22 protein-coding genes and 5 pseudogenes are annotated in these 20,022 nt (G+C 65.2%); 26 read left to right on the top strand and 1 reads right to left on the bottom strand.

The genetic code is table 11. The annotated features are described in order from the left end of the window. Positions 1-116: 116 nt before the first annotated feature. The 13 genes and pseudogenes from CKO41_RS05785 to CKO41_RS19095 all read left to right on the top strand — a co-directional run. Positions 117-1,001, top strand: coding sequence for a tyrosine-type recombinase/integrase (locus CKO41_RS05785; protein WP_338115545.1), 885 nt, complete (start codon positions 117-119; stop codon positions 999-1,001). Continuing rightward, positions 994-2,014: pseudogene (locus CKO41_RS18890) on the top strand (IS91 family transposase); the annotation flags it as partial. The gene CKO41_RS05785 and the pseudogene CKO41_RS18890, both read left to right, overlap by 8 nt. Positions 2,015-2,676: 662 nt before the next feature. Next, positions 2,677-3,285 (top strand): winged helix-turn-helix domain-containing protein, encoded by a 609-nt coding sequence (locus tag CKO41_RS05795; RefSeq protein ID WP_200381515.1) that lies wholly within the window; start codon positions 2,677-2,679, stop codon positions 3,283-3,285. A gap of 892 nt (positions 3,286-4,177) precedes the next feature. Beyond that, entirely contained in the window at positions 4,178-4,483 is a 306-nt protein-coding gene (locus CKO41_RS05800) for a hypothetical protein (RefSeq protein WP_200381516.1), read from the top strand. A 28-nt stretch (positions 4,484-4,511) separates the two neighbouring features. Next, positions 4,512-4,685 carry a hypothetical protein gene (locus CKO41_RS05805; RefSeq protein WP_200381517.1) on the top strand — a complete coding sequence of 58 codons (174 nt, stop codon included), beginning with the start codon at positions 4,512-4,514 and terminating at the stop codon, positions 4,683-4,685. Positions 4,686-4,851: 166 nt separating this feature from the next. Beyond that, positions 4,852-4,995 (top strand): annotated as a pseudogene (locus CKO41_RS18575) (addiction module toxin RelE); the annotation flags it as partial. An 82-nt stretch (positions 4,996-5,077) separates the two neighbouring features. Then, positions 5,078-5,197, top strand: a complete 120-nt coding sequence (locus tag CKO41_RS18580; protein ID WP_242464003.1) for a helix-turn-helix domain-containing protein — start codon at positions 5,078-5,080, stop codon at positions 5,195-5,197. Between the two features lie 269 nt (positions 5,198-5,466). Next, positions 5,467-5,610, top strand: a pseudogene (locus CKO41_RS05815) (addiction module toxin RelE); the annotation flags it as partial. A 49-nt stretch (positions 5,611-5,659) separates the two neighbouring features. Next, on the top strand, positions 5,660-5,812 hold the full coding sequence (locus CKO41_RS05820) for a helix-turn-helix domain-containing protein (protein ID WP_242464005.1): 153 nt from the start codon (positions 5,660-5,662) through the stop codon (positions 5,810-5,812). Between the two features lie 727 nt (positions 5,813-6,539). Then, positions 6,540-6,743 carry a hypothetical protein gene (locus CKO41_RS05825; RefSeq protein WP_200254080.1) on the top strand — a complete coding sequence of 68 codons (204 nt, stop codon included), beginning with the start codon at positions 6,540-6,542 and terminating at the stop codon, positions 6,741-6,743. 156 nt (positions 6,744-6,899) lie between these two features. Then, positions 6,900-7,424 (top strand): hypothetical protein, encoded by a 525-nt coding sequence (locus tag CKO41_RS05830; protein ID WP_200381518.1) that lies wholly within the window; start codon positions 6,900-6,902, stop codon positions 7,422-7,424. 226 nt (positions 7,425-7,650) lie between these two features. Continuing rightward, a complete protein-coding gene (locus tag CKO41_RS05835) occupies positions 7,651-7,869 on the top strand; it encodes a hypothetical protein (protein ID WP_200254084.1) in 219 nt (72 codons plus the stop codon). 110 nt (positions 7,870-7,979) lie between these two features. Beyond that, a pseudogene (locus CKO41_RS19095) lies at positions 7,980-8,144 on the top strand (ParE family toxin-like protein); the annotation flags it as partial. A gap of 321 nt (positions 8,145-8,465) precedes the next feature. Here CKO41_RS19095 and CKO41_RS19100 read toward each other — a convergent pair. After that, positions 8,466-8,600 (bottom strand): annotated as a pseudogene (locus tag CKO41_RS19100) (IS91 family transposase); the annotation flags it as partial. Between the two features lie 1,093 nt (positions 8,601-9,693). On the opposite strand from CKO41_RS19100, the gene CKO41_RS05845 reads away from it, so the two are divergent. The 13 genes from CKO41_RS05845 to CKO41_RS05905 all read left to right on the top strand — a co-directional run bounded on the left by CKO41_RS05845 (position 9,694) and on the right by CKO41_RS05905 (position 19,777). Further along, positions 9,694-9,942 (top strand): MrpF/PhaF family protein, encoded by a 249-nt coding sequence (locus tag CKO41_RS05845; protein WP_200254094.1) that lies wholly within the window; start codon positions 9,694-9,696, stop codon positions 9,940-9,942. Then, positions 9,943-10,308, top strand: a complete 366-nt coding sequence (gene mnhG, locus CKO41_RS05850) for a monovalent cation/H(+) antiporter subunit G (protein ID WP_200381520.1) — start codon at positions 9,943-9,945, stop codon at positions 10,306-10,308. It begins immediately after the preceding gene. Continuing rightward, the gene (locus CKO41_RS05855) at positions 10,305-10,553 is read left to right on the top strand and encodes a Na(+)/H(+) antiporter subunit B (RefSeq protein ID WP_200254098.1); all 249 of its coding nucleotides are present in this window, start codon (positions 10,305-10,307) and stop codon (positions 10,551-10,553) included. Before mnhG ends, CKO41_RS05855 begins: the two co-directional genes overlap by 4 nt. After that, on the top strand, positions 10,550-11,311 hold the full coding sequence (mbhE, locus tag CKO41_RS05860; protein ID WP_200381521.1) for a hydrogen gas-evolving membrane-bound hydrogenase subunit E: 762 nt from the start codon (positions 10,550-10,552) through the stop codon (positions 11,309-11,311). Before CKO41_RS05855 ends, mbhE begins: the two co-directional genes overlap by 4 nt. Positions 11,312-11,315: 4 nt before the next feature. Then, the gene (locus tag CKO41_RS05865; protein WP_200381522.1) at positions 11,316-11,693 is read left to right on the top strand and encodes a sodium:proton antiporter; all 378 of its coding nucleotides are present in this window, start codon (positions 11,316-11,318) and stop codon (positions 11,691-11,693) included. A gap of 2 nt (positions 11,694-11,695) precedes the next feature. Then, complete coding sequence (locus tag CKO41_RS05870) at positions 11,696-13,180, top strand: complex I subunit 5 family protein (RefSeq protein WP_200381523.1); 1,485 nt, start codon at positions 11,696-11,698, stop codon at positions 13,178-13,180. 100 nt (positions 13,181-13,280) lie between these two features. Beyond that, positions 13,281-15,080, top strand: a complete 1,800-nt coding sequence (locus tag CKO41_RS05875; RefSeq protein ID WP_200381524.1) for a proton-conducting transporter transmembrane domain-containing protein — start codon at positions 13,281-13,283, stop codon at positions 15,078-15,080. After that, the gene (locus tag CKO41_RS05880; protein ID WP_200381525.1) at positions 15,080-15,982 is read left to right on the top strand and encodes a respiratory chain complex I subunit 1 family protein; all 903 of its coding nucleotides are present in this window, start codon (positions 15,080-15,082) and stop codon (positions 15,980-15,982) included. Before CKO41_RS05875 ends, CKO41_RS05880 begins: the two co-directional genes overlap by 1 nt. A gap of 8 nt (positions 15,983-15,990) precedes the next feature. Further along, positions 15,991-16,623, top strand: coding sequence for an NADH-quinone oxidoreductase subunit B (locus CKO41_RS05885; protein WP_200381526.1), 633 nt, complete (start codon positions 15,991-15,993; stop codon positions 16,621-16,623). Then, on the top strand, positions 16,623-17,234 hold the full coding sequence (locus tag CKO41_RS05890) for an NADH-quinone oxidoreductase subunit C (RefSeq protein ID WP_200381527.1): 612 nt from the start codon (positions 16,623-16,625) through the stop codon (positions 17,232-17,234). The genes CKO41_RS05885 and CKO41_RS05890 overlap by 1 nt, the downstream gene beginning before the upstream one ends. Continuing rightward, positions 17,231-18,334, top strand: a complete 1,104-nt coding sequence (locus CKO41_RS05895; RefSeq protein WP_200381528.1) for an NADH-quinone oxidoreductase subunit D — start codon at positions 17,231-17,233, stop codon at positions 18,332-18,334. The genes CKO41_RS05890 and CKO41_RS05895 overlap by 4 nt, the downstream gene beginning before the upstream one ends. Before the next feature lie 329 nt (positions 18,335-18,663). Next, positions 18,664-19,056: a 4Fe-4S dicluster domain-containing protein gene (locus CKO41_RS05900; RefSeq protein WP_200254735.1), complete on the top strand. Its 393-nt coding sequence runs from the start codon at positions 18,664-18,666 to the stop codon at positions 19,054-19,056. Positions 19,057-19,306: 250 nt separating this feature from the next. Continuing rightward, positions 19,307-19,777: a Na+/H+ antiporter subunit E gene (locus tag CKO41_RS05905; protein ID WP_200381529.1), complete on the top strand. Its 471-nt coding sequence runs from the start codon at positions 19,307-19,309 to the stop codon at positions 19,775-19,777. Positions 19,778-20,022 lie beyond the last annotated feature (245 nt).

Raw genomic sequence — 20,022 nt, forward strand, 5'->3', positions numbered from 1 at the left:
GGGGCTCGGAGAAGTGCCCCCCGATACGCCGTCTCTCGACCGGCAAAGCCGGGCAGCCGGCGTCACGCCGAAGTCCCTGTCCACCGCCTGTTCCGTGCCATCGACCACACTCGATCATGACCCAATCGGGGTCGTTGACCGAGGATGCGACGATGAGCGCGTTGCGCCAACGCATGATCGCGGCCATGCAGATGCATGGCTTCTCTGCCCGCACCCATGAGAGCTATCTGGCCGCCGTGCGCGGCCTGGCCAAGTACACCGGCCGATCGCCGGACACCCTTCAGACTGAGGATCTAAAGCGCTACTTCGAGTACCTGGTGCGCGAGCGTGGGCTGGCCCCGGCCAGCGTGCGCCTGGCCTACAACGGGATCCGCTTCTTTTACCTGCAGGTCCTCGCCTGGCCGGCGGTGGACCTGGAGGTGACGCTGCCCAAGCGCGCCCAGCGCATCCCGGAGCTGCTCACGCGCGCTGAGGTGGGGGCCATCCTGGGCGCCTGTGGCGATCGGCGCTATCGCACCATGCTCGGGCTGTGTTACGGGGCCGGGCTACGCCTGAGCGAGGTGCTCAGGCTTCGGGTCGCCGACATCGACGGGGAGCGCAAGCTCCTGCGCATCGCCCAGGGCAAGGGGGCGAAGGACCGCCTGGTGGTGCTCTCACCGAGCCTGCTCGAGCAGCTGCGCGCCTACTGGCGCCTGTACCGCCCCCAGGAATGGCTGTTCCCCGGGCGGGGCGGTGCCCCGTTGAGCCCGACCGGCCTGCAGAAGGCCTTCACGGCGGCCAAGCGCCGCGCCGGGGTGAGCAAGGTCGGCGGCGTCCATGGGCTGAGGCATGCCTACGCCACCCACCAGCTGGCCGCCGGCCTCAAGGTGGAGCGCCTGCAGCGCCTGATGGGCCACTCCAGCATCCACACCACGCTGCGCTACCTGCACTGGCTGCCCAGCGCCAGCGAGGGCGAAGGCGAACGCGATCTGCTCGCCCAGTTGGAGGTGGCCGATGGCTAAGCCGTCCCTGCAAGCGGTCATCCACGCCTGCCTGGCTGACCTGGCGAGGAGCCAGCCGCTGAGCCCCCGCCAGTGGCAGGTCTGTCATCACATCGGCACCTGCCGCACCGAGGCCCTCGGCGGCCTGCGGCTCGAATGCGACGGCTGCGGGGAGTCGGCGCTCCTCTACTACGCCTGTCGCGATCGCCACTGCCCGCGCTGCCAGCGCCTGGCCTCGCTCGCCTGGTGCGCGCGCCAACGCGCGGCGGTCCTGCCGGTCACCTATCATCACCTGGTCTTCACCCTGCCGGATGTCCTCAACGGCTGGGTCGAGGTGCACCCCAAGGAGCTCTACGATCGGCTCTTCGAGACCGTCTGGGCGACCCTGTCGGCCTTCGGCGCCGACCCCAAGCGCCTCGACGGACAGCTCGGCATGACCGCGGTACTGCACACCTGGGGTGAGACCCTGGTGCGCCACGTTCATCTGCATTGCCTGGTGCCCGGCGGGGCGCGCGGCGCCGACGGCCGCTGGCGTCCGGCGAAGAGCACCTATCTGTTCCCGGTGCGGGCGCTCGCGCGGCACTTTCGTGGCGGCTTCGTCAGCCGCCTGCGCCGTGCCGTCGACGATGGGCGCTTGGCTCGACTCGATGCCGCGGAGATCGACCGGATCCTCGACGACCTGATGGCCCGCGACTGGGTGGTCTACTCCAAGCCCTGTCTGACCCAGACCGAGACGGTCGTCGACAGCCTGATCCCAAGGCGGCGGGCGCCACAGCCACCGCATTGCGCTGAGCGATGCGCGCCTCGTCGACTTCGACGGCGAATCGGTGACCCTGCGCTACAAGGACTACCGCGACGGCGCGCGCGGGAAGGTCATGCGCCTCAGCGGGGAAGAGCTGTTGCGCCGCTTCCTGCTGCATGTGCTGCCGAAAGGCTTCATGCGCGTCAGGCATTACGGCTTTCTGGCCAACCGCTGCCGTGCCCGACGCCTGCCCGAGATCCGCGCCGCGATCGCCGCCGCGCCGCCCCCGACGCAGGCAACTGAGCCGAGCGAGGGTACGCCCTTCGCGGCCTTGATCATCGCTTGGTCCAAGACCCAGTGCGAGCGTAACGATAGCTGCCATCTTAGCTGGATAATCAGCGCCTTACGCCGGGACGTCTTCCTCCGTTCGGCTAGGTGGACCAAACGATGATCAAGGCCCCCTTCGCCGGCTATCCGTGCCCGAAGTGTCGCACTGGTCGGCTGCGCGTGATCGCGCGCCTGAGTGCCCGGTGCCGCGACCCGGGAGGAGGTGCCGCCTTGCGCGCCTGAGACCAGCGGCGTCGCCTCCTCTCGTTGGACCGACCCGCAACGGTCGGCGCTTGTGCTCGCCTGAAATCCGGAAAATGGCCTAAGATTGCCCGCAGAGACGTGGCCTTCACCCCTCAAGGACCGATGCCGATGCCCTTCACCCCGTCGTCTGCCCCTACTCGACCCCTGGCCACGCCCACGCGCCGTTGCCGCGCGAACCGGCCGCGACAATACAATCCCCTCTTTCTAGAGAGTGCCCGAGCAGACGGACACGCCGTGCCGGGAGCGGATTAGTCCAACAACCGTTTATCTGGTCTGCGCGCGGGAGCCCCGCGACAACAGGCCGCCTCGGTGTCGCGCGCAGACCAGACAAACGCTTATTCGTTAGCCTCTCTAGGAGGGCCGATGGAATCCATCCCTAGCGACGTAGACGAAGCCTTCGAAATCCTTTTGGAAGTAATCGAGGAGGATGTCAGCAAGTATCTGGATGCTTTAGGGCCTGCCAGCTCCGAAAGAAACTTTGCCGAGGCTAGGAAAATCCTAGAGCATGCCGAAAAGATTTCTGACTTCCGCATGAGAGTAGCAGCGATACGCAAGGAATGGCGCTCCCTTCAAGGCGTGATGGTGGAACACCCAGCCGCTCCAAGAAATGAGGAACCCGTTTCACAGCAACCCTTGCCTACGCGTCGTCTCGCTCGCGGCCAAAGAACTCGTGAAGAAGAGTTCTACCTTTCTATTCTCACAAGTTTAATCGAATTGAATGGGTCTGCTCCAGTTGCCGAGGTGTTGGACAAAGTTTACGAAAAGATGAAACACGGACTCAAGGAAGCCGATCTCCAAATCTTGGAGTCGCAGAATATGCCTCGGTGGCGGAACACAGCGATGTGGGCTCGCAAGAATCTGAAGGATGAAAAACTTCTGAAATCAGATAGCCGCTTCGGTGTCTGGGAGATTACTGATGCAGGACGGGCCTGGGCCAAAGCGGAACAGGCGAAATCTTCCGGTCCCCAATGATCACGACCGCCCCCTATACACATTGCATGTGCTGGATTTGCGGACGCCCAGCAGACAGCTCAGAGCATATGGTGAAGGCGTCTGACGTACGTCAAGTATTCGGCCATATAACCCAATACAGCCCAATTTTTCGTCACTCATCCGATCAGCCCAATCTTGCCGTTCCAGGCATCCGATCAGAAAACTTGCGATTCTCTCGCTCCATTTGTGCTCACTGCAATAATTCGCGAACCCAATCGCACGACAAAGCCTGGGAGATAATGTCCCGCGGCATCCGCGAACTTGACCCGCCCCTATATCCAGGAGCGATAATTCCTATCGATTGCTTTTTTCCTGGTAACGCAGAAGCCCAGGTCCGCAACATACATTTGTTCTTTACCAAGCTATTTGGCTGCACTGCTGTCGAGCATGGAGCACCGCTTCCGGTCACCGAATTTGCGCAGAGCATTGTTAAGGGAGAGCCCCACCCGAATATTCGGTTGATATTTGTCCATATCCCTCCTGGTTCTTCACGCTATGCAATACACGTTGGGCCAATACAACTGGAAAACAAAAGCGGCAGAACAGCAGCGCATTGGTATTATTCGGTTGGGACTGTTGGGGTGTTTCTTTCATACGCGGAACGACTCGAAGAAAGGATGACGCGGGACGTTGGATGGCATCCTGACGATGGCGCACTTATTAGAATGGCTTAGGCGTACGCCACTTACACATCATCGTAACGATTGTTTGAGAACCTCAATAAGGGCTAACGAGTGCGCCAGCCCGAGCGCTTGCCCCGCGTCGAGCTCCGTCTTTTGTTGCACGTCGCTGCCAGGCGGGCCAAGCGCCGGGCTGTGCTGAACGTTAGGCTCGTCATCAGCAACACTTATCAACAACGTGAAGGCAAAAAATGGAAGCGATATTCACTGACTTCGGAGAGTTGCGAGCTTGGAGAGGCATCAACGGTAAGCCCGTCGCCTTGGCGCACTATCCCCAATCTATCCTGCTCGAAAACTCTACTCTGCACCGTAAAACCGGAAAGGGCATCTGCATCTTTGCGACACCCCCGCATTATGACGACCCGGAGCTTTACCAGATTGAGCATTGGGCATCGGCAATTCCCGAGTTGGCAGAGCTGCAACGCAATCGCGACGCGTTCGTTGGCGATGATGATGCCGCGGGAAATCTGGCGCCGGATACAAGCTATATTGGTTAGGGCTTACACCGATATATGGTTCGAACAAATGAAGAATTTCTTCACAGGAGTTGTGTTTCTCGTCGGTTTGGTAATGGTAAGTTTCTGGCTTTCAGAGCTCATCTCCGAACTGTTGAGCTTAGACGAAGAATTCGGCTTTCTTGTTTTTACGGCGTTTCTTCTCGTTGGTGGGGCTATTCTCACTAGGCGAAGCGATGATTGAGTGCATGATTTCGACGCGCAATCGCCTAACTAGAGCACCAGCCCGGCGCACGCAGCCGAGCTGTGCTTGACGTTGGGCCGCCCATTCACCCTCTCCAGTATCGGCGCGCATGTTTATCCTGGGGGTCAGGTCTTGCAATCCAGCACCGCCCGACTACACTTGGGCCATGGCCAGACCCCTTCGTATCGAGCTAGCCGGCGGGCTCTACCACGTTACCTCGCGGGGCGATCGGCGTGAGGCCATCTATCGTGACGATGCGGACCGCGGCGCTTGGCTGGAGCTCTTAGGCGATGTCTGTGAGCGGTTCAACAAAGCCCCTCGGGGCATACGCCGCCCGCTATCGTGACCGCGATCGCGCCATGGTCGAGGCGTATCGCGCGGGCGCCTAAAGCATGCAGGCCATCGCCGAGCATTTCGGCGTCAGTCGAATGACCGTCAGTCGGGCGGTCAAGCGACACGAGGACGCGGCCGCAGTCGATGGCGTTACAGGGGTGACCCCTGGGGGCTCCTGATTGTTCGAAACCGCGACTCGCAAACCTTTGAAACCCTTGACTTGCCGGACCGGATCGACGACCTGATCCGAGAAGCCGAATCGGGAGGCCTGTCCATCGTCACGCGAGACGGCCGGCCCATCTTCGTTCTCTTCCCGGATGTCGATTTGAATCGCAACGGCCACGATGCCTTCGCCGGGTTCTGGTCGCTCCCTGTCCTAGATGAGCGCGGCATCCAGCCCGCCAGGGTCAGGTCTTGCAATCCAGCACCGCCCGACTACACTTGGGCCATGGCCAGACCCCTTCGTATCGAGCTAGCCGGCGGGCTCTACCACGTTACCTCGCGCGGCGATCGGCGTGAGGCCATCTATCGTGACGATGCGGACCGCGGCGCTTGGCTGGAGCTCTTAGGCGATGTCTGGGAGCGGTTCAACAAAGCCCCTCGGGGCATACGCCGCCCGCTATCGTGACCGCGATCGCGCCATGGTCGAGGCGTATCGCGCGGGCGCCTACAGCATGCAGGCCATCGCCGAGCATTTCGGCGTCAGTCGAATGACCGTCAGTCGGGCGGTCAAGCGGCACGAGGACGCGGCCGCAGTCGATGGCGTTACAGGGGTGACCCCTGGGGGCTCCTGATTGTTCGAAACCGCGACTCGCAAACCTTGGATACGGGGTCAAGTCTTGCAATCACGCAATGCGCGATCGCAAGACTTGACCCCGCTTTTGCACGCTTTTGCACGTGACCCCGCTTTTGCAATAGCGAACTGCGCTGAGAATCGGCGAGCCATCTGCCCGTGTGAGATCGTTAGGCGTCACACCATCCCACCGGCCGAGGGCATCGCCTATAATCTGACGGAATGCCCTCGGCGGGACAGCCCGACGGTTCACTGGCCGCAGTCCCAGCAATCCTCTGGGGCAGGCATCGAGCGCTGGGTCGAGCGAACACTGGAGAAGGAGGGGACTGAGCGCCATGTTCCGAGGTGATTGGCCTGGCTCTGCTCGCTCCTGCATACCTGTGGGGCGTCGCCTTCGCCTACAACCGCGACGACAACCCGCACTGGGTCGACCTCGACGGCGACGGCCAGGACACCCGCCAGGAGATCCTCGTCCGCGACAGCCGCGTGTCGGTGACCTTCGACGAGCGCGGCTGGGTCAAGACGGGTCTCCGGGTGCGACCCTACACGGGACGCGTCGTGACCGATCCGGGCGACATCGACCATCTGCTCGCCCTCGGCGAGGTCGATGTCGCCGGCGCCAGCGCCTGGTCCCTCGGGGAGCGCACCGCCTTCCTCAACGATCCGAACAACCTCGTCGCCGTCTACAACGTCTCGAACCGCTCCAAGGGCGATCAGGACGTCTACCTGTGGCTCCCGCCGAACATCGCCAATTGTGCACCTGGTATTTCGAAGCGCGTCAGGCAGTGTGGGACAAGTACGCCGTCCAGCTCGATGCCGCCGAGCGCAAGTCCGTCGCCTTCTTCGAGGACAAGTGTCCGCTGCATGAGAAGGGAATCAAGCTCAATCGGGTGCGACGCTGGCTGGGGACCTGGTTCGATGGGCTGTTCTGAGGGGCAGCAGCTCCCGGCTCTGTCGTGCGCCCCACGGCCGTGGGGGATCACGTGGGTGCCACGGCGCAGGCAAGCCCTGGGTGCCAAATTCGAAGGGGCGGTTGAATTTCTATTCCCGGTTGCGCCAGCTCCGGGTCAAGCACGGAGTTTCGTAGGATGAAGCGCGAATCTTTGATCTTCGTATTGTGCGCCAGCACGACAATAGCTTTAGCTGTTGGCGTGGAATCGCCACTTGCCGAGGAGAACGGTGCTATCCATGCGTGCGTCGGCAAGGCAGGCCGGCTGCGAATCGTCGAGGCGCAGGCAGAGTGCAAGAACAGAGAAACGTACCTGACCTGGAATCTCACCGGACCCGCCGGGGAACAAGGACCGGAAGGGCCGGCGGGACCGGAAAGGATGCCAGCCCCAGATTTCGACTCCGGGTGGGAGCGTTGTGAGCCCGGTTGTGGCCTCGACTATTGTTCAGAGGCACTGTCGAGCGGCGAATTTCTGATCGACATCAAGTTTCGCTGCCATTCTCCCGACGGTGATTACATCTTCTCTTGGCTCCATCCGGCTTATCATTCGGAGGGCGGGACAGATTGGACTGTAGACGACCAGGGCTGTCTGAACGTGTATATCGACAGCATGTTTCTGGGTTGCGATTACAGAATTGGCCTGTGGTTCTACGGTGAATCTTGAACGACTTACTTGGCTCAGCGATTCCGTGCATGAAGACGTTCTCCGCGCCCTGCTGAAATCGCAGGCCGGCTAGCGGCTTGAACCGATTCAAGGGCGACCAGGATGCCTAAAACGAATAAGGTTAGGTCGTCCAACGAGCCGCTGCAGCCGACGCTTCACTCGCTACGCTCGCTCGCGGCGGCTGAGCGGAAACGTTAAGTGCGACAAGACCAAGAGGTGTCAAAATATGACAAGCATGCTTGAAAAGGCTTTTAGCGAAGCATCGAAATTACCGGATATTGAACAAGATGCACTTGCAAGGTGGGTGCTCGCAGAAATCGAATCGGATAGAAAATGGGATGCGCTTTTCGCTGAGTCGGAAGATTCATTAAGGGTACTGGCTTTGGAAGCTTTGTCCGAAGAAGAACAAGGAAAGACAACAAAGCTGGATCCTGATAAATTGTGATTTTCAAAGCAACAGCCAAGTTTTGGAAGAGCTATCGCGAGCTACCGGCGGATGTAAGGAAAAGAGCAAAGGAAGCTTACCTGATTTTTTAGAATGATCCTTGGTATCCGAGTCTATATTTTAAAAGAGTGCATTCTAGCCTTCCTGTATATTCCGCGCGTATCACGAAGGATTATCGAGCTGTCGGCATATTGAAAGATGAAAAGATAGTTTGGTTCTGGGTAGGCTCACATTCTGATTACAATGCCCTGTTAAAGCAAATGAAGAGCACTTAACGAATAAGGTTAGATCGTCCGAGCGAAGCGAGCGACGATCTGAACCGTTTGTTGGACGAGCCCGTGGGAGGGAGCGGAAGCGAGGCGGCGGGGCTTAGAAAATATCTCCCGCGAGGTGCGGGGAGCCGCGGGCCCGTGGTGTGTATCGAGGCCCGAGGGTCCTGGTGCCAGACAGCCGCAGCGGCGGTTTTTTGCGTCATGAGGCGCTCGCCAGTGGTCCTGATACCCGGATTGTGCGCGAGCGTGGGCCTCGGCACACGACAGCCGAAGTGCAGGGAGGCGGCTTGGTCGGTGCGCGTCACATCGCGAGGGCCCCGTGGCCGTGGCCGTTGGTGGCGGCCCGGCCCGTGGTGGGAGGCGGGTTTGTACGATGATCATCGGTGTGCCGCAGGCGGGGCAGATCAGCGCCGGACGAGGCCGGCTGATGAGCAGACGCTTGGGATCGAGGCCGAAGAGCCGCTACTTCCAGTTCACCGACCCGCTTGATGCCGGGAACATTTTCGGAGGCAAACAGATCATGAAGGTCTGCCAAGTGGTCCTTCAGGTCATTCAAGTCATTTCCCTGCGCCCAATGATCCGGATAGTCGTTCAGGTATCCCAGGTATTTTCCATCCGACGCCTTCCAGTGGGTGAAAGATATCTTCATCATTCGTTACTCCAGCGGCAAACGCCCCAAGTGTGGCCGTATTCACAGACTCCGGCTGGGCAGACAGAATGCAGCTCCACTGAGCATAGACAGATTCTGCCTGGTTCCATCGGTCACCCCAGGCTCGGCCGGCCGGGTCGCCTCGATAACCCTATCTTTCACTTGGTTTCCCGAGACCTAGCACACGCCCACCCCTGGCACAGTTCGCAGGCCCTCTCGATGGGGCGCGTAGCGCACCCTGCATCGCTGCGCCGTGACCCGGCGTATCGACGCTGATCCCAGCGGCGGGTTACGGCGCCCAGCGGCGTGGTGCATGGTGCGGGACGCGCTCGGTGGGGCGCCTCACCCGCCCTACGTCGTTGGGCCGTGACCCGGCGTATCGCCGCTGATCGCACCGGCGGGTTACGGCGCCCAGCGGCGTGGTGCATGGTGCGGGACGGGCTCGGTGGGGCGCCTCACCCGCCCTACGTCGTTGGGCCGTGACCCGGCGTATCGCCGCTGATCGCACCGGCGGGTTACGGCGCCCGGCGGCGTGGTGCATGGTGCGAGACCCGCTCGATGGGGCGCCTCACCCGCCCTACGTCGTTGGGCCGTGACCCGGCGTATCGCCGCTGATCGCACCGGCGGGTTACGGCGCCCAGCGGCCTGGTGGATGGTGCGGGACGCGCTCGGTGGGGCGCCTCACCCGCCCTACGTCGTTGGGCCGTGACCCGGCGTGTCGCCGCTGATCGCACCGGCGGGGCACGGCGCCCGGCGGCGTGGTGGATGGTGCGGGACCCTGCATTGCCGAGGTCGATCTCCCTGCGCCCGCCGCGGTTTTGGGCACCACAATTGTCAACGATCCTGTAACGACCTTCCCGTACACTCGCGCTCGCCATCTGTTCGGCGCAAGGTCTGTGTTCCATGCTCACGCTGTTCCTCCTCCTGCTCGTCCCCCCGATCCTGATGATCCTCTGGCGGTTCTTCCGGGGTCCCGACGCGGCCAATCGGATCCTCGCCCTCGACGCCTTGACGATCCTGGTCATCGCGCTGCTCGCGCTGCTCGCCCTCTTCTTCGGGCGCAGCATCTATCTCGACGTCGCCCTGGTCTTCGCGATGGTCGGCTTCGCCGGGGTGATCTTGTTCGGCCGGTTCCTCGAGAAGGGGGTCTGAATGACCTATCTCGGCTACCTGCTGATGGCCGGCGGGCTGTTCTTCTTTTGGGTGAGCGGCCTCGGGCTGATCCGGATGCCGGACCTCTTCACGCGGATGCACGCCGGCACCAAGGCGACGACGCTCGGCTCGCTGCTGGTGCTGCTCGGGGCCGCCTGCCTGGCCCCGGCCTGGGCGCCGAAGCTGCTGATCCTGGCCGTCTTCACGCTCGCAACGAACCCGTTGAGCGCCTCGGTGCTGGCGCGCGCGGCCCATCGCAGCGGCACGGATACGGTGGCGATGACGCACGATGCCCTCGCCGAGCGCGACGCCGCGGCCGAGCCGCCCGCACCGCCGGCGCCGACGGCCGAGGGGGCCCGCGCATGACCGGGCTCCTCGCGATCCTGCTCTTCGCCTGGATGATCGGCGGCGCCCTGCTCGCGATCCTCCAGCGCGACCTGCTCCAGGCCGTCGTCGGCCTGTCGCTGGTCAGCCTCGGCGCCGTCGGCCAGTTCTTCCTGCTCCAGGCCCCCGACGTGGCCCTGACCGAGGCGGCGATCGGCGTGGCCGCGAGCAGCTTCGTTTTGCTGATGGGCGTGCGTCAGCTCGGGCGCGACGAGGATTCCAAATGAACGGCGCACCACTGCGCAAGCGCATCCGCGTCCGCCCGCTGCTGTTGAGCCTGCTCTGCGGCTGGCTGTTCGCGCTGCAGGCCGCGATCCTCCTCGGCCAAGGTCGGGACGACCTCTCCGGGACGGTTGGCGACGCCCTCCTCGCCCAGGCCCCCGAGATGGCCTCGGCCAACGCGGTGACGACCGTCGTCGTCAGCTACCGCGGCTTCGACACGCTCGGCGAGGTGACCGTCCTCTTCCTCGCCGCGACCGGCATCGCGCTCTTCTTCGGCGCCCACCCGGGCGGCCGCGCGGCCCAGCCGCGCGCCCGGCGCCGCCCGCCGAACGAGATGATGGTGACCGGCATCCGCCTCCTGTTCCCGGTCCTGGTGCTGTTCGGCGTCTACATCGTCGTGCACGGCCACCTGTCGCCGGGTGGCGGCTTCCAGGGTGGCGTCGTGATCGCCACGGCCTTCTTCCTGCGCATGCTCGCCGATCCCGACTTCCTCCTCGACCACGGTTGGGTACGCCTCCTGGAATCCCTCTCGGGCAGCGGCTTCGTGCTGTTCGGGCTGGCGGGCCTGACCCTGGTCGCGACGGGGACCTTCCTCGGCAACTTCCTGCCGCACCCGGTCGCGGCGATGGGCCAGTTGCTGAGCGCCGGCGTCATCCCGCTGATCTATATCCTCGTCGGCATCAAGGTCGGCGCCGAGGTCGGGGCCATCTTCCAGGACATGGTCGAACAAGCGCCCGAGCCAGACCCCAAGCAGGAGACCTGACCCGATGTTGGACCTTCTCGACAGCCCAGGGATGGTGCACACCATCTACGTCCTGGGGAGCATGGCGTTGTTCTCGATCGGGCTCTACGGGCTCTTGGCCAGGCGGCACCTGATCAAGATCTTCATCGCCATCGCCATCATGGAACTCTCGGTGTACCTGCTCTTCATCGCGCTCGCGACCTCGCCGGGCGAGACGGCGCCGATCCTCGCCGACGGCCTGACGCGCTTCGCCGGGATGGCCGATCCGGTGCCGCAGGCCCTGACGCTGACGGCCATCGTCATCGGCATGGCGGTGCTGGCCTTCGGCGTGACCCTCGCCATCCACTACCACCGCCTGACGGGCATCCGGGACATCGACGCGATGACCGAGCTGAAGGATTGACGATGGCCCTGCCGCTCACCCCCATCTGGTTCATCGCGCTGCCGCTGCTGCTCGCGTTCCTCGCCCCCCTGTGGGCGCGGCTGCGCCTGTTGCTGCCGCTGCTCTTCGGTGCACAGGTCGTCCTGCTGGCGCTGGCCGCCGCGCTCGTCCCGGCGGTGCGCCAGGCGCCGCTCCTGGAGACGATCGTCATCGCCCCACCGCTCGGCATCCACCTGCATCTGGATGCCGTGGCGCTCTTGCTGGTGACGCTCTTCCACGGCGCCGCGGCCCTGCTCGCGCTGTTCGTCTGGCTCGACGAGGGCGTGGCGCACCTGCGCGGCCCGCGCCCCTTCGTCCTGCTCCTGCTGCTCGTCGCCGGCTGCGACGGCATGGTCCTGACCGGCGACCTGTTCAACCTCTACGTCTTCCTGGAGATCGCCGGGGTCACCGCCTACGCGTTGAGCGCGCTGCATCGCGACCGCGCGGGGCTGGAGGCCGGCCTCAAGTACGTGGTCATCGGCTCGGTGGCCGCGGTCTTCTTCCTCTTCGCCGTGGTCCTGATCTACTTGCAGACGGGCCAGCTCAACATCGCCGCCGTCGCCGCCGACTTCGCCGCGATCCCGGCGCCGATGCAGGTCCTGATCGGGCTCTCGCTGCTCGTCGGCCTGGGGATCAAGGCCGAGCTCTTCCCGTTCAACTTCTGGGTGCCGGACATCTACCAGGGCAGCGACCCGGCGGTCGCCTCGCTGTTCTCCGGGGTCCTGGTCAAGGCCTTTCTGTTCGTCCTCTTCCATCTGGCCTTCCTGCTCCTCGCCGACCCGCGCGTCGCCCAGGTCTGGCTGATGGGGCTCGGCGCGGCGACCCTGCTCGTCGCCGAGACGGTCGCGCTGCGCCAGCCGGACCTGCGACGCATGCTCGCCTACTCCTCGCTCGGGCAGATCGGTCTGATCGCCCTCGCGCTCGGCTTCACGAGCGAGGCGACGACGGCCGGTGCGCTCTTCCACATGGTCAACCACACGCTGGCCAAGCTGCTCCTGTTCCTGGTCGCGGGGCTCCTGATCCGCCGTGCCGCTTCGGCCCGGCTGGAGGCGCTGACCGGTCTCGGGCGGCAGATGCCGCTCGCCGCGGGGCTCTTCGTCCTCGCGAGCCTGAGCGTGCTGGGTCTGCCACCGCTCGCCGGCTTCGCGAGCAAGCTCTGGATCCTCACGGGCTTCGCCGAGGCGCAGGTGTTCTGGCCGATCGCGCTGATCCTGTTCGGCGCGCTGCTCGAGGCGGGCTACTACTTCCGCTGGGTCAAGGCCCTCTACGCCACCGGCGATGCGCCGGTCGCGCGCGGCCCGGCTCCGGCCCCGGCCCGTTCGGCCTATCTGCCGCTCCTCCTCATCGCCGCCCTGCTGCTCCTGCTCGGCGCCGCCCCCTTCCTGCTCGAGGCCGACCTGGTCGGCGCGGCCCAGGCCCTCCTCGATCGCGCGGCGACCATCGAGGGCGTGCTCGGAGCTCAACCATGACCGCGCCTAGGAACGATTCAAGAACGAGCGGTACAACTCGGACTTCGATGTCGGGTTACGCTGCGCTAACCCGACCTACGCGTGTACTCGGAGCTCAGCCATGACCGCGCTCGTCAAGCTCCTCTTCCTCGCCGCCTCGCTGAGCCCGGCCGCGACCCTGCTCGTCTGGGACGGCGCCCTCGCCTGGCCGCTCTTCGGCGACGTCACGCTCCTGTTCGACCTCGCGCCGCTGTCGGCCTTCTTCCTGCTGCTGGTCGCGCTCGGCGCCCCGCTCGCCGCGATCCCGATGCTGCGCGACGACGCCGAGTGGCCGACCTACGCCCTCTACGCCCTGCTGCTCGTCGGCATGCAGGTGCTGCTCCTCGCCGGGGACTTCATCGGCCTCTTCGTCGGCTGGGAGATCATGACCTGGAGCAGCTATCTTCTCCTGTTGCGCTCGCCGCGCACGACGCTCGCGACGGCCCAATCCTACATCCTGCTGAACCTGCTCTCGGCCTTCGCCCTGCTCGGCGGGATCCTGGTCTACTACAGCCTGACCGGGGGCTTCGCGATCCAGGCCGTCGCCGATCTGGGGCCCTGGCAGGGCCTCGCGCTGATCGGGCCACTCGCCCTCGCCTTCCTGATCAAGGTCGGCACCGTGCCGCTGCACCTCTGGGTGCCGTGCAGCTACGACGAGGCACCCGACACCTTCAGCGCGGTCCTCTCGGCGCTCCTCTCGAAGATGGGCATCTACGGCCTGATCCTGCTCCTGACCCTGCTCCCCGGCGGGCTCGCCGGGGGGCTCTCCGGGGGACTCGGGGGCCTCTACGGCCACCTGCTCGACGGCCCGGCGGCCGGCTACGTGCTCGGCTGGATCGGCGTCATCACCTCGATCGTCGCGACCTTCAAGGCGATCGCGCAGGAGGACATGAAGCGCCTGTTGGCCTACTCATCGATCGCCCAGGTCGGCTACATCACCACGGCGATCGGCGTCGGCAGCTCGCTCGCGATCGGCGGCGCCCTGTTCCACGCGCTGGTCCACACGCTGATCAAGCTGCTGCTCTTCACGACCATCGCCGGCATCGTCCTGCGCACCGGGCTGCGCTCGTTCAAGGACCTCGGCCGGCTCATCTACCGGATGCCGATCTCCTTCTTCGGCGTCCTGATCGGCATCATCGGCCTGGCCGGGATGCCGCCGCTGCCGGGCTTCGCGTCCAAGTACCTGATCTTCGTCTCGCTGATCGACGCCCGCTGGCTGCTGCTGCTCGCGGCCATGATCCTCTCGAGCACGGCGGCCTTCCTCTACTGCTACCGGCTGATCTATGCGCCCTTCCTCGGCCACGCCAACTCGCCGCAGGCGCGCACCGCGACCGAGGCGCCCTGGCAGTACCTGGTCCCGGAGGTCGTCTTGATGGGCCTGCTGGTCGCCCTCGGCCTCTTCCCGGGTCTGGGCGTGCGGCTGTTCGTCGACCCGGTGCTGACCGCGCTCGGCCTGACCCCGCTCGGCAGCCCGTCCTGGGGCGAGCTCGCGACGCCCTACGGCGGCTATGACGGGGTCGTCGTGATGGCGGTGTTCGGCGGGGCCTTCGTCGTCGTGACCTCGCTCTTCTTCCTGCTGCGCGGGCGGATGCGCCAGGCGGCGAGCCCTTATGACCTGAGCTACGCCGGCGAGGTCCCGGACGAGACCACGCCGCTGCACTATGGCGCCGGCATGGGCCGCGAGCTGCGCCGCATCCCGCTGGTCGCCTGGATCCTCGGCCACAGCACGCAGGGCCTCTACGCCGGCCTGGTGCGCCAGACCCAAGCCGCGGCCGGGCTCCTCGCCGGGCTCTACTCGGGCCGCCCGCAGGTCTGGATCCTGCTCGCGGTGCTCGTCTTCGCCGCCGCCCTGACGGTCCAGCTCCTGGCTGGGGGGATCTGATGCACTACCTCCTCGACATCCCGGCGATGATCGCCACCAGCTACGTGCTGGGCTTCCTCTTCTACGGCTTCTACCGCCAGTACAACGCGCGCATCCAGCGCCGCTGGGGGCCGTCGATCTTCCAGAACCTCTACGACAACCTGAAGTTCCTATTCAAGTCCGAGACCCTGAGCCACGGGCCCATGTTCTTCTTCGGGCCGATGATCATCGTCTCGGGGGCCGTGACGACCGTCCTCTTCATCCCGTTCCTCAAGGACTCGATCTGGCTCCAGGGCTTCTCGCAGCACGGCAACCTGATCCTGATCATCTACCTGTTCGTCCTCGGGCCGCTCGGCAACGCGCTGGCGGTCGGCTCAAGCGGCAACCCGTTCGGCGTCATGGGCGTGACCCGCGGCCTGACCCGGCTGATGGGCCTCGAGGTGCCCTTCTTCCTCGGTCTGGCCCTGGTCATGCTCCAGTACGAGACCGTCTCGGTGCACGCGATCATGGCCGCCCAGAGCAGCATCGGCGAGTGGACCCTGGTCACCAACCCGATCGCCTTCCTGGTCATCCTGCTGCCCTTCATCGCGAGCATGAACGCCGCGCCCTTCGACGTCGTCGGTGCGCCGCAGGAGGTCTACGCGGGGCCGCGGGTCGAGTTCGGCGGGCGCTTCCTCGGCGTCCTGATGACGCAGAACATGATGCTCTCGGTCGGCAAGCTCGTGCTGCTGGTCGATCTCTTCCTCGGCGGGGCGACCAACCTCTTCATCCTGATTGCCAAGGCCTTCGCGCTCTTCCTGCTCATCACCTCGATCAGCGCGGTCTTCCCGCGCCTGAAGACCGAGCAGGCCGTCGACTTCTTCTGGAAGGTGCCGCTCGGCCTCGGGGTCGTCGGCGTCGTCGCCACCGTCTGGCTGCAATAGGGGGCATCATGTATCGCCACAGTCATTGCGAAGGGTTCCAGCAGGACCCGACGGCCCAGGAGCTCGGGCTCGCGGGACCCGAGGGCGGGCTCGGGCCACTCGAGCAGCTCGTCGCCTGGATGCGCAAGCGCAGCCTCTTCGTGCTCGCCTTCGGCACCGGCTGCGGGGCGATCGAGATGCGCCCGCTGATGACGAGCCGCTTCGACGCCGAGCGCTTCGGCATCGTCAACGCGGCGACGCCGCGCCAGGCCGACGTCCTGGTCATCAGCGGCTACCTCGCGATCAAGACCCTCAAGCGGGTCATCCGCAGCTACGAGCAGATGCAGGAGCCCAAATACGTCATCGCGCTCGGCAGCTGCACGATCAACGGCGGCATGTACTGGGACTCCTACAACACGGTCAAGCAGGTCCACCGCTACCTGCCGGTCGACATGTACATCAACGGCTGCATGCCGCGCCCCGAGGCCCTGATCGAGGGCTTCGTCGCCCTCCAGGGGCGGATCGCGCGTGGCGAGCCGGGCGGCTATCAGCGCTATCGCGAACGGATCGATTGGTACAAGGCCAACCAGCGCCGCGTGCTGGGCGACAACATGCTCCCCGACTACACCTACGACTGGTACCACGCCGGAGGCATCGCCTGATGCTCGATGCGCTGCTTCCGCGGCTGCATGGCTTCGAGATCCTCGACCCCGTGCAGCGACGCCCCGACCTCGCCTTCCTGCGCGTGCCGAAGGGGGAGCTCTTCTCCTTGCTCGGGCTGCTGCGCCAGCAGCACGGCTTCGTCACGCTTCAGACGATCGGCTGCACCGACTGGATCGAGGACGGGGTCTTCTGCCTCACCTACCTGCTCGAGGGCGCCGCACGCGAGCGTTGCCTCGGTGTGCAGACCTGGATCGGGCGCGACGGCGAGGGCCTCGCGACCGCGATCCCGCTCTGGTCGCAGGCCGAGATCTTCGAGCGCGAGCTGCACGAGATGTACGGCATCCCGTTCGACGGCCACCCGAGCCTCGGCGACTTCATGCTCGAGGGCTGGACCGACACGCCGCCGATGCGCCGCGAGTTCGACACGCTGAAGTTCGTCGAGGAGACCTTCGTGATGCGCGAGGGACGCGACGACAACCTCGACGTCCGCGACGAGATCCGCAAGCGCAAGGAGGCCAGGAAGGCCGCCGAGGCGCAGGCCAAGGCCCAAGCCAACGCGGAAGCCCAACCCGAGACCCAGACGCCGCCGGGCGCCGGGGACACGCGATGACCGACACGATCAAGATCTTCCACGGCCCCCAGCACCCGGGGGTCACGGGCAACATGAGCATGGAGCTCGACCTCGACGGCGAGACGATCGTCGCGGCCAAGACCCATGTCGGCTACCTGCACCGCGGCTTCGAGAAGCTGATCGAGCGGCGCACCGTCATCCAGGCCTTCACGATCGTCTGCCGGATCTGCGTCCCCGAACCGGACCCGAACGAGGAGAACTTCGCCCGCGGCGTCGAGGAGCTCCTCGGCCTGGGGATCAGCGAGCGGGCCAAGTACATCCGCGTCATGGTCCTGGAGCTCGCCCGGCTCCAGGCCCACTACCTGTGGCTTGCCGGCCAGGGCGGGTCCATCGGCCACGGCGTCGTGCCCCAGTGGGCCGTCGGCGAGCGCGACTACATCCTCGACCTCTTCGAGGAGCTGACCGGCGGGCGCGTCTACCACATGTACATCTACCCCGGCGGGGTCAAGCGCGACCCCCCCGAGGGCTTCCTCGATCGGCTGCGCGACCTCGTCGACGATCTGGAGCGGCGCCTGCCCGAGTACGATCGGATCTTCTTCGACAACACCGCGGTCAAGAAGCGCCTCCAGGGCGTCGGCGTGGTCGACCCCGACGAGGCCCTGCGCCACGGCTACGCCGGGCCGGTCATCCGCGCCTGCGGCCTCCCCCGCGACGTGCGCCGCGACGCCCCCTACCTGGTCTATGACCAGCTCGAGTTCGACATCCCGACCGAGACCGCCGGCGATGCCTACGCCCGCGCCCTGGTGCGGCGCGCCGAGATGTACCAGAGCCTGCGCATCCTGCGCCAGGTCGCCGAGCGGATGCCGGCCGACGGCCCCATCCAGTGCAAGCTGCCGCCGCACCGCAAGCTCAAGCTGCCGAAGGCCGAGACCTATGTCCAGAGCGAATCGGCGCGCGGCGCCTTCGCCTACTTCATGGCCGGCGACGGCAGCGAACGGCTGCGCCGCCTGCAGGTGCGCGGACCCTCGCTCGTGCACGCCTTCACGCTGCTCGAACCCTTGCTCCAGGGCGCCCAGCTCGCCGACGTCGCCCTCATCATGACCTCGCTCGGGATCTGCCCGCCGGAGATCGAGCGCTGATGTCGCACAGCGACAACCCACGGCCTTCCGAACGCGTAGGGTCCGCTGCGCGGACCTTTCGCGATGGAGCTCGCCAGCGGCCACTAGCAACGGTCCGTACAACGGACCCTAAGGAACGGCTCGGAAACAACCGACACGAGCGCGCGGACGATAAGAAACTACGAAATACACGAAACACGCGAAAAACAGCACGTGCTCCGCTGTCTATTCCACCTTTTCGCGTGTTTCGGTCTTTCGTAGTTCCAAGAAGTCCATCGCAGGAGGTCCGCGCAGCGGACCCTACGGCTCCCCGCGCGCCGCGACCACCCACTTTCCCTGAGGACATCGCCATGACCTGGAGCCTCGACATCAAAGGCATCATCGGCCCCTTCAGCGCGCTGAAGTTCAGCGTCCGCCCGCCGCACACGATCGACTACCCGCGCGAAAAGCGCCAGGCCGTGACCGGCTACCGCGGCTTCCACGTCAACGACCTCGCGACCTGCGTCGGCTGCGGCAACTGCCAAGACATTTGCATGAACGAGGCCATCGACATGGTCAAGGCCCTCGGCGAGATCAACCGCAAGAACGCGAGCGGCCTGGTCCCGCGGATCGACTACGGCCGCTGCTGCTGGTGCGGCCTGTGCGTCGACGTCTGCGGCCCAGACTCGCTGCGCTTGGAGGCGGACTGCATCTACGCGAGCCCGGATGCCGACAGCTTTCTCTACATGCCGAAGGCCAAGTGACGGCGCGAGCGAACCGGCGGACCGGCCCGTCGCGTTAGGCGACCATCGGCACGGCCGTAGGTCGGGTTAGCCCCTCAGGGCGTAACCCGACGGTCGGCAATGCGGCGCCCAGCGAGGCTGCTGTCGGGTTACGGCGCGCACGGGCCTGTCCTTGGTTTAGCAAGCGCCGTGCTGGCGCGCCTAACCCGACCTACGGCTACTCGCGAAGCCGAGGCTTCGCGACCCGCCATAAAGACTCAGGGATAAACCGATGCAACGACTCCAGTGGGGCTTCGTCCTCTTCCTCATCTGGCTCGGCCTGACCGGCTCGGCCGACATCCAGGAGCTCATGGCCGGCGCCGCGATCGCCGCCGCCGTCGTCTGGCTGGCCATCCCGGGCGGCAATCGAGCGGGCGAGCGGCCCTGGAGCCTCCCCCGGCTCATCGCCTATGTGCCGATCTTCCTCAAGAACCTGATCCTCGCGAACCTGGACGTCGCGCGGCGCGTGCTCGACCCGCGCCTGCCGATCAACCCCGGCATCGTCCGGATCCGCACCGACCTGACCGCACCCTACCAGCGCCTGATCCTCGCCAACAGCATCACGCTGACGCCCGGCACGATCACGCTGGAGATGGACGGCCAGGACATGTACATCCACTGGCTCGACGTCCAGGACGCCGATCCGCAACGCGCCGGCGCGGCGATCAAGACCGACATGGAGGCGGCGATCGCGCGGATCTAAGCGGGCGCGAGGTCGGCCGTGCGGACGCCAGGTCGCCCGCAAGGGGGCTGCTACATTCGCTCGGGCCGTGGGAGCCCGCTTGCGGGCGACCGAGCGCGGACCGCGGTCCGGTAGATCACTAGTGCAGCACTTCAGAAATCCCGAGGCTGTTCGTTGTCGTTGTCCTGATCCTAGTCCGATCGTCGATTACGACAACGACAACGATAGTCGTTGGAGGTGGTCTCGGAACATCCGCACTGCTGTAC

The sequence above is a fragment of the Thiococcus pfennigii genome (assembly GCF_016583835.1).
Taxonomy (GTDB): Bacteria; Pseudomonadota; Gammaproteobacteria; order Chromatiales; family Chromatiaceae; genus Thiococcus; species Thiococcus pfennigii.

Excerpts from the sequence above, each read along its gene's own strand:
- CKO41_RS05865 (WP_200381522.1), top strand. The coding sequence starts at position 11,316 with ATGTTGGACCTTCTCGACAGCCCAGGGATGGTGCACACCATCTACGTC.
- mbhE (WP_200381521.1), top strand. The coding sequence starts at position 10,550 with ATGAACGGCGCACCACTGCGCAAGCGCATCCGCGTCCGCCCGCTGCTG.
- CKO41_RS05835 (WP_200254084.1), top strand. The coding sequence starts at position 7,651 with ATGACAAGCATGCTTGAAAAGGCTTTTAGCGAAGCATCGAAATTACCG.
- CKO41_RS05890 (WP_200381527.1), top strand. The coding sequence starts at position 16,623 with ATGCTCGATGCGCTGCTTCCGCGGCTGCATGGCTTCGAGATCCTCGAC.
- CKO41_RS05785 (WP_338115545.1), top strand. The coding sequence starts at position 117 with ATGACCCAATCGGGGTCGTTGACCGAGGATGCGACGATGAGCGCGTTG.
- CKO41_RS05905 (WP_200381529.1), top strand. The coding sequence starts at position 19,307 with ATGCAACGACTCCAGTGGGGCTTCGTCCTCTTCCTCATCTGGCTCGGC.
- CKO41_RS05820 (WP_242464005.1), top strand. The coding sequence starts at position 5,660 with ATGGTCGAGGCGTATCGCGCGGGCGCCTACAGCATGCAGGCCATCGCC.
- CKO41_RS05900 (WP_200254735.1), top strand. The coding sequence starts at position 18,664 with ATGACCTGGAGCCTCGACATCAAAGGCATCATCGGCCCCTTCAGCGCG.
- CKO41_RS05855 (WP_200254098.1), top strand. The coding sequence starts at position 10,305 with ATGACCGGGCTCCTCGCGATCCTGCTCTTCGCCTGGATGATCGGCGGC.
- CKO41_RS05885 (WP_200381526.1), top strand. The coding sequence starts at position 15,991 with ATGTATCGCCACAGTCATTGCGAAGGGTTCCAGCAGGACCCGACGGCC.
- CKO41_RS05895 (WP_200381528.1), top strand. The coding sequence starts at position 17,231 with ATGACCGACACGATCAAGATCTTCCACGGCCCCCAGCACCCGGGGGTC.
- CKO41_RS05805 (WP_200381517.1), top strand. The coding sequence starts at position 4,512 with ATGAAGAATTTCTTCACAGGAGTTGTGTTTCTCGTCGGTTTGGTAATG.
- CKO41_RS05795 (WP_200381515.1), top strand. The coding sequence starts at position 2,677 with ATGGAATCCATCCCTAGCGACGTAGACGAAGCCTTCGAAATCCTTTTG.
- CKO41_RS18580 (WP_242464003.1), top strand. The coding sequence starts at position 5,078 with ATGCAGGCCATCGCCGAGCATTTCGGCGTCAGTCGAATGACCGTCAGT.
- CKO41_RS05870 (WP_200381523.1), top strand. The coding sequence starts at position 11,696 with ATGGCCCTGCCGCTCACCCCCATCTGGTTCATCGCGCTGCCGCTGCTG.
- CKO41_RS05880 (WP_200381525.1), top strand. The coding sequence starts at position 15,080 with ATGCACTACCTCCTCGACATCCCGGCGATGATCGCCACCAGCTACGTG.
- CKO41_RS05875 (WP_200381524.1), top strand. The coding sequence starts at position 13,281 with ATGACCGCGCTCGTCAAGCTCCTCTTCCTCGCCGCCTCGCTGAGCCCG.
- mnhG (WP_200381520.1), top strand. The coding sequence starts at position 9,943 with ATGACCTATCTCGGCTACCTGCTGATGGCCGGCGGGCTGTTCTTCTTT.
- CKO41_RS05845 (WP_200254094.1), top strand. The coding sequence starts at position 9,694 with ATGCTCACGCTGTTCCTCCTCCTGCTCGTCCCCCCGATCCTGATGATC.
- CKO41_RS05800 (WP_200381516.1), top strand. The coding sequence starts at position 4,178 with ATGGAAGCGATATTCACTGACTTCGGAGAGTTGCGAGCTTGGAGAGGC.
- CKO41_RS05830 (WP_200381518.1), top strand. The coding sequence starts at position 6,900 with ATGAAGCGCGAATCTTTGATCTTCGTATTGTGCGCCAGCACGACAATA.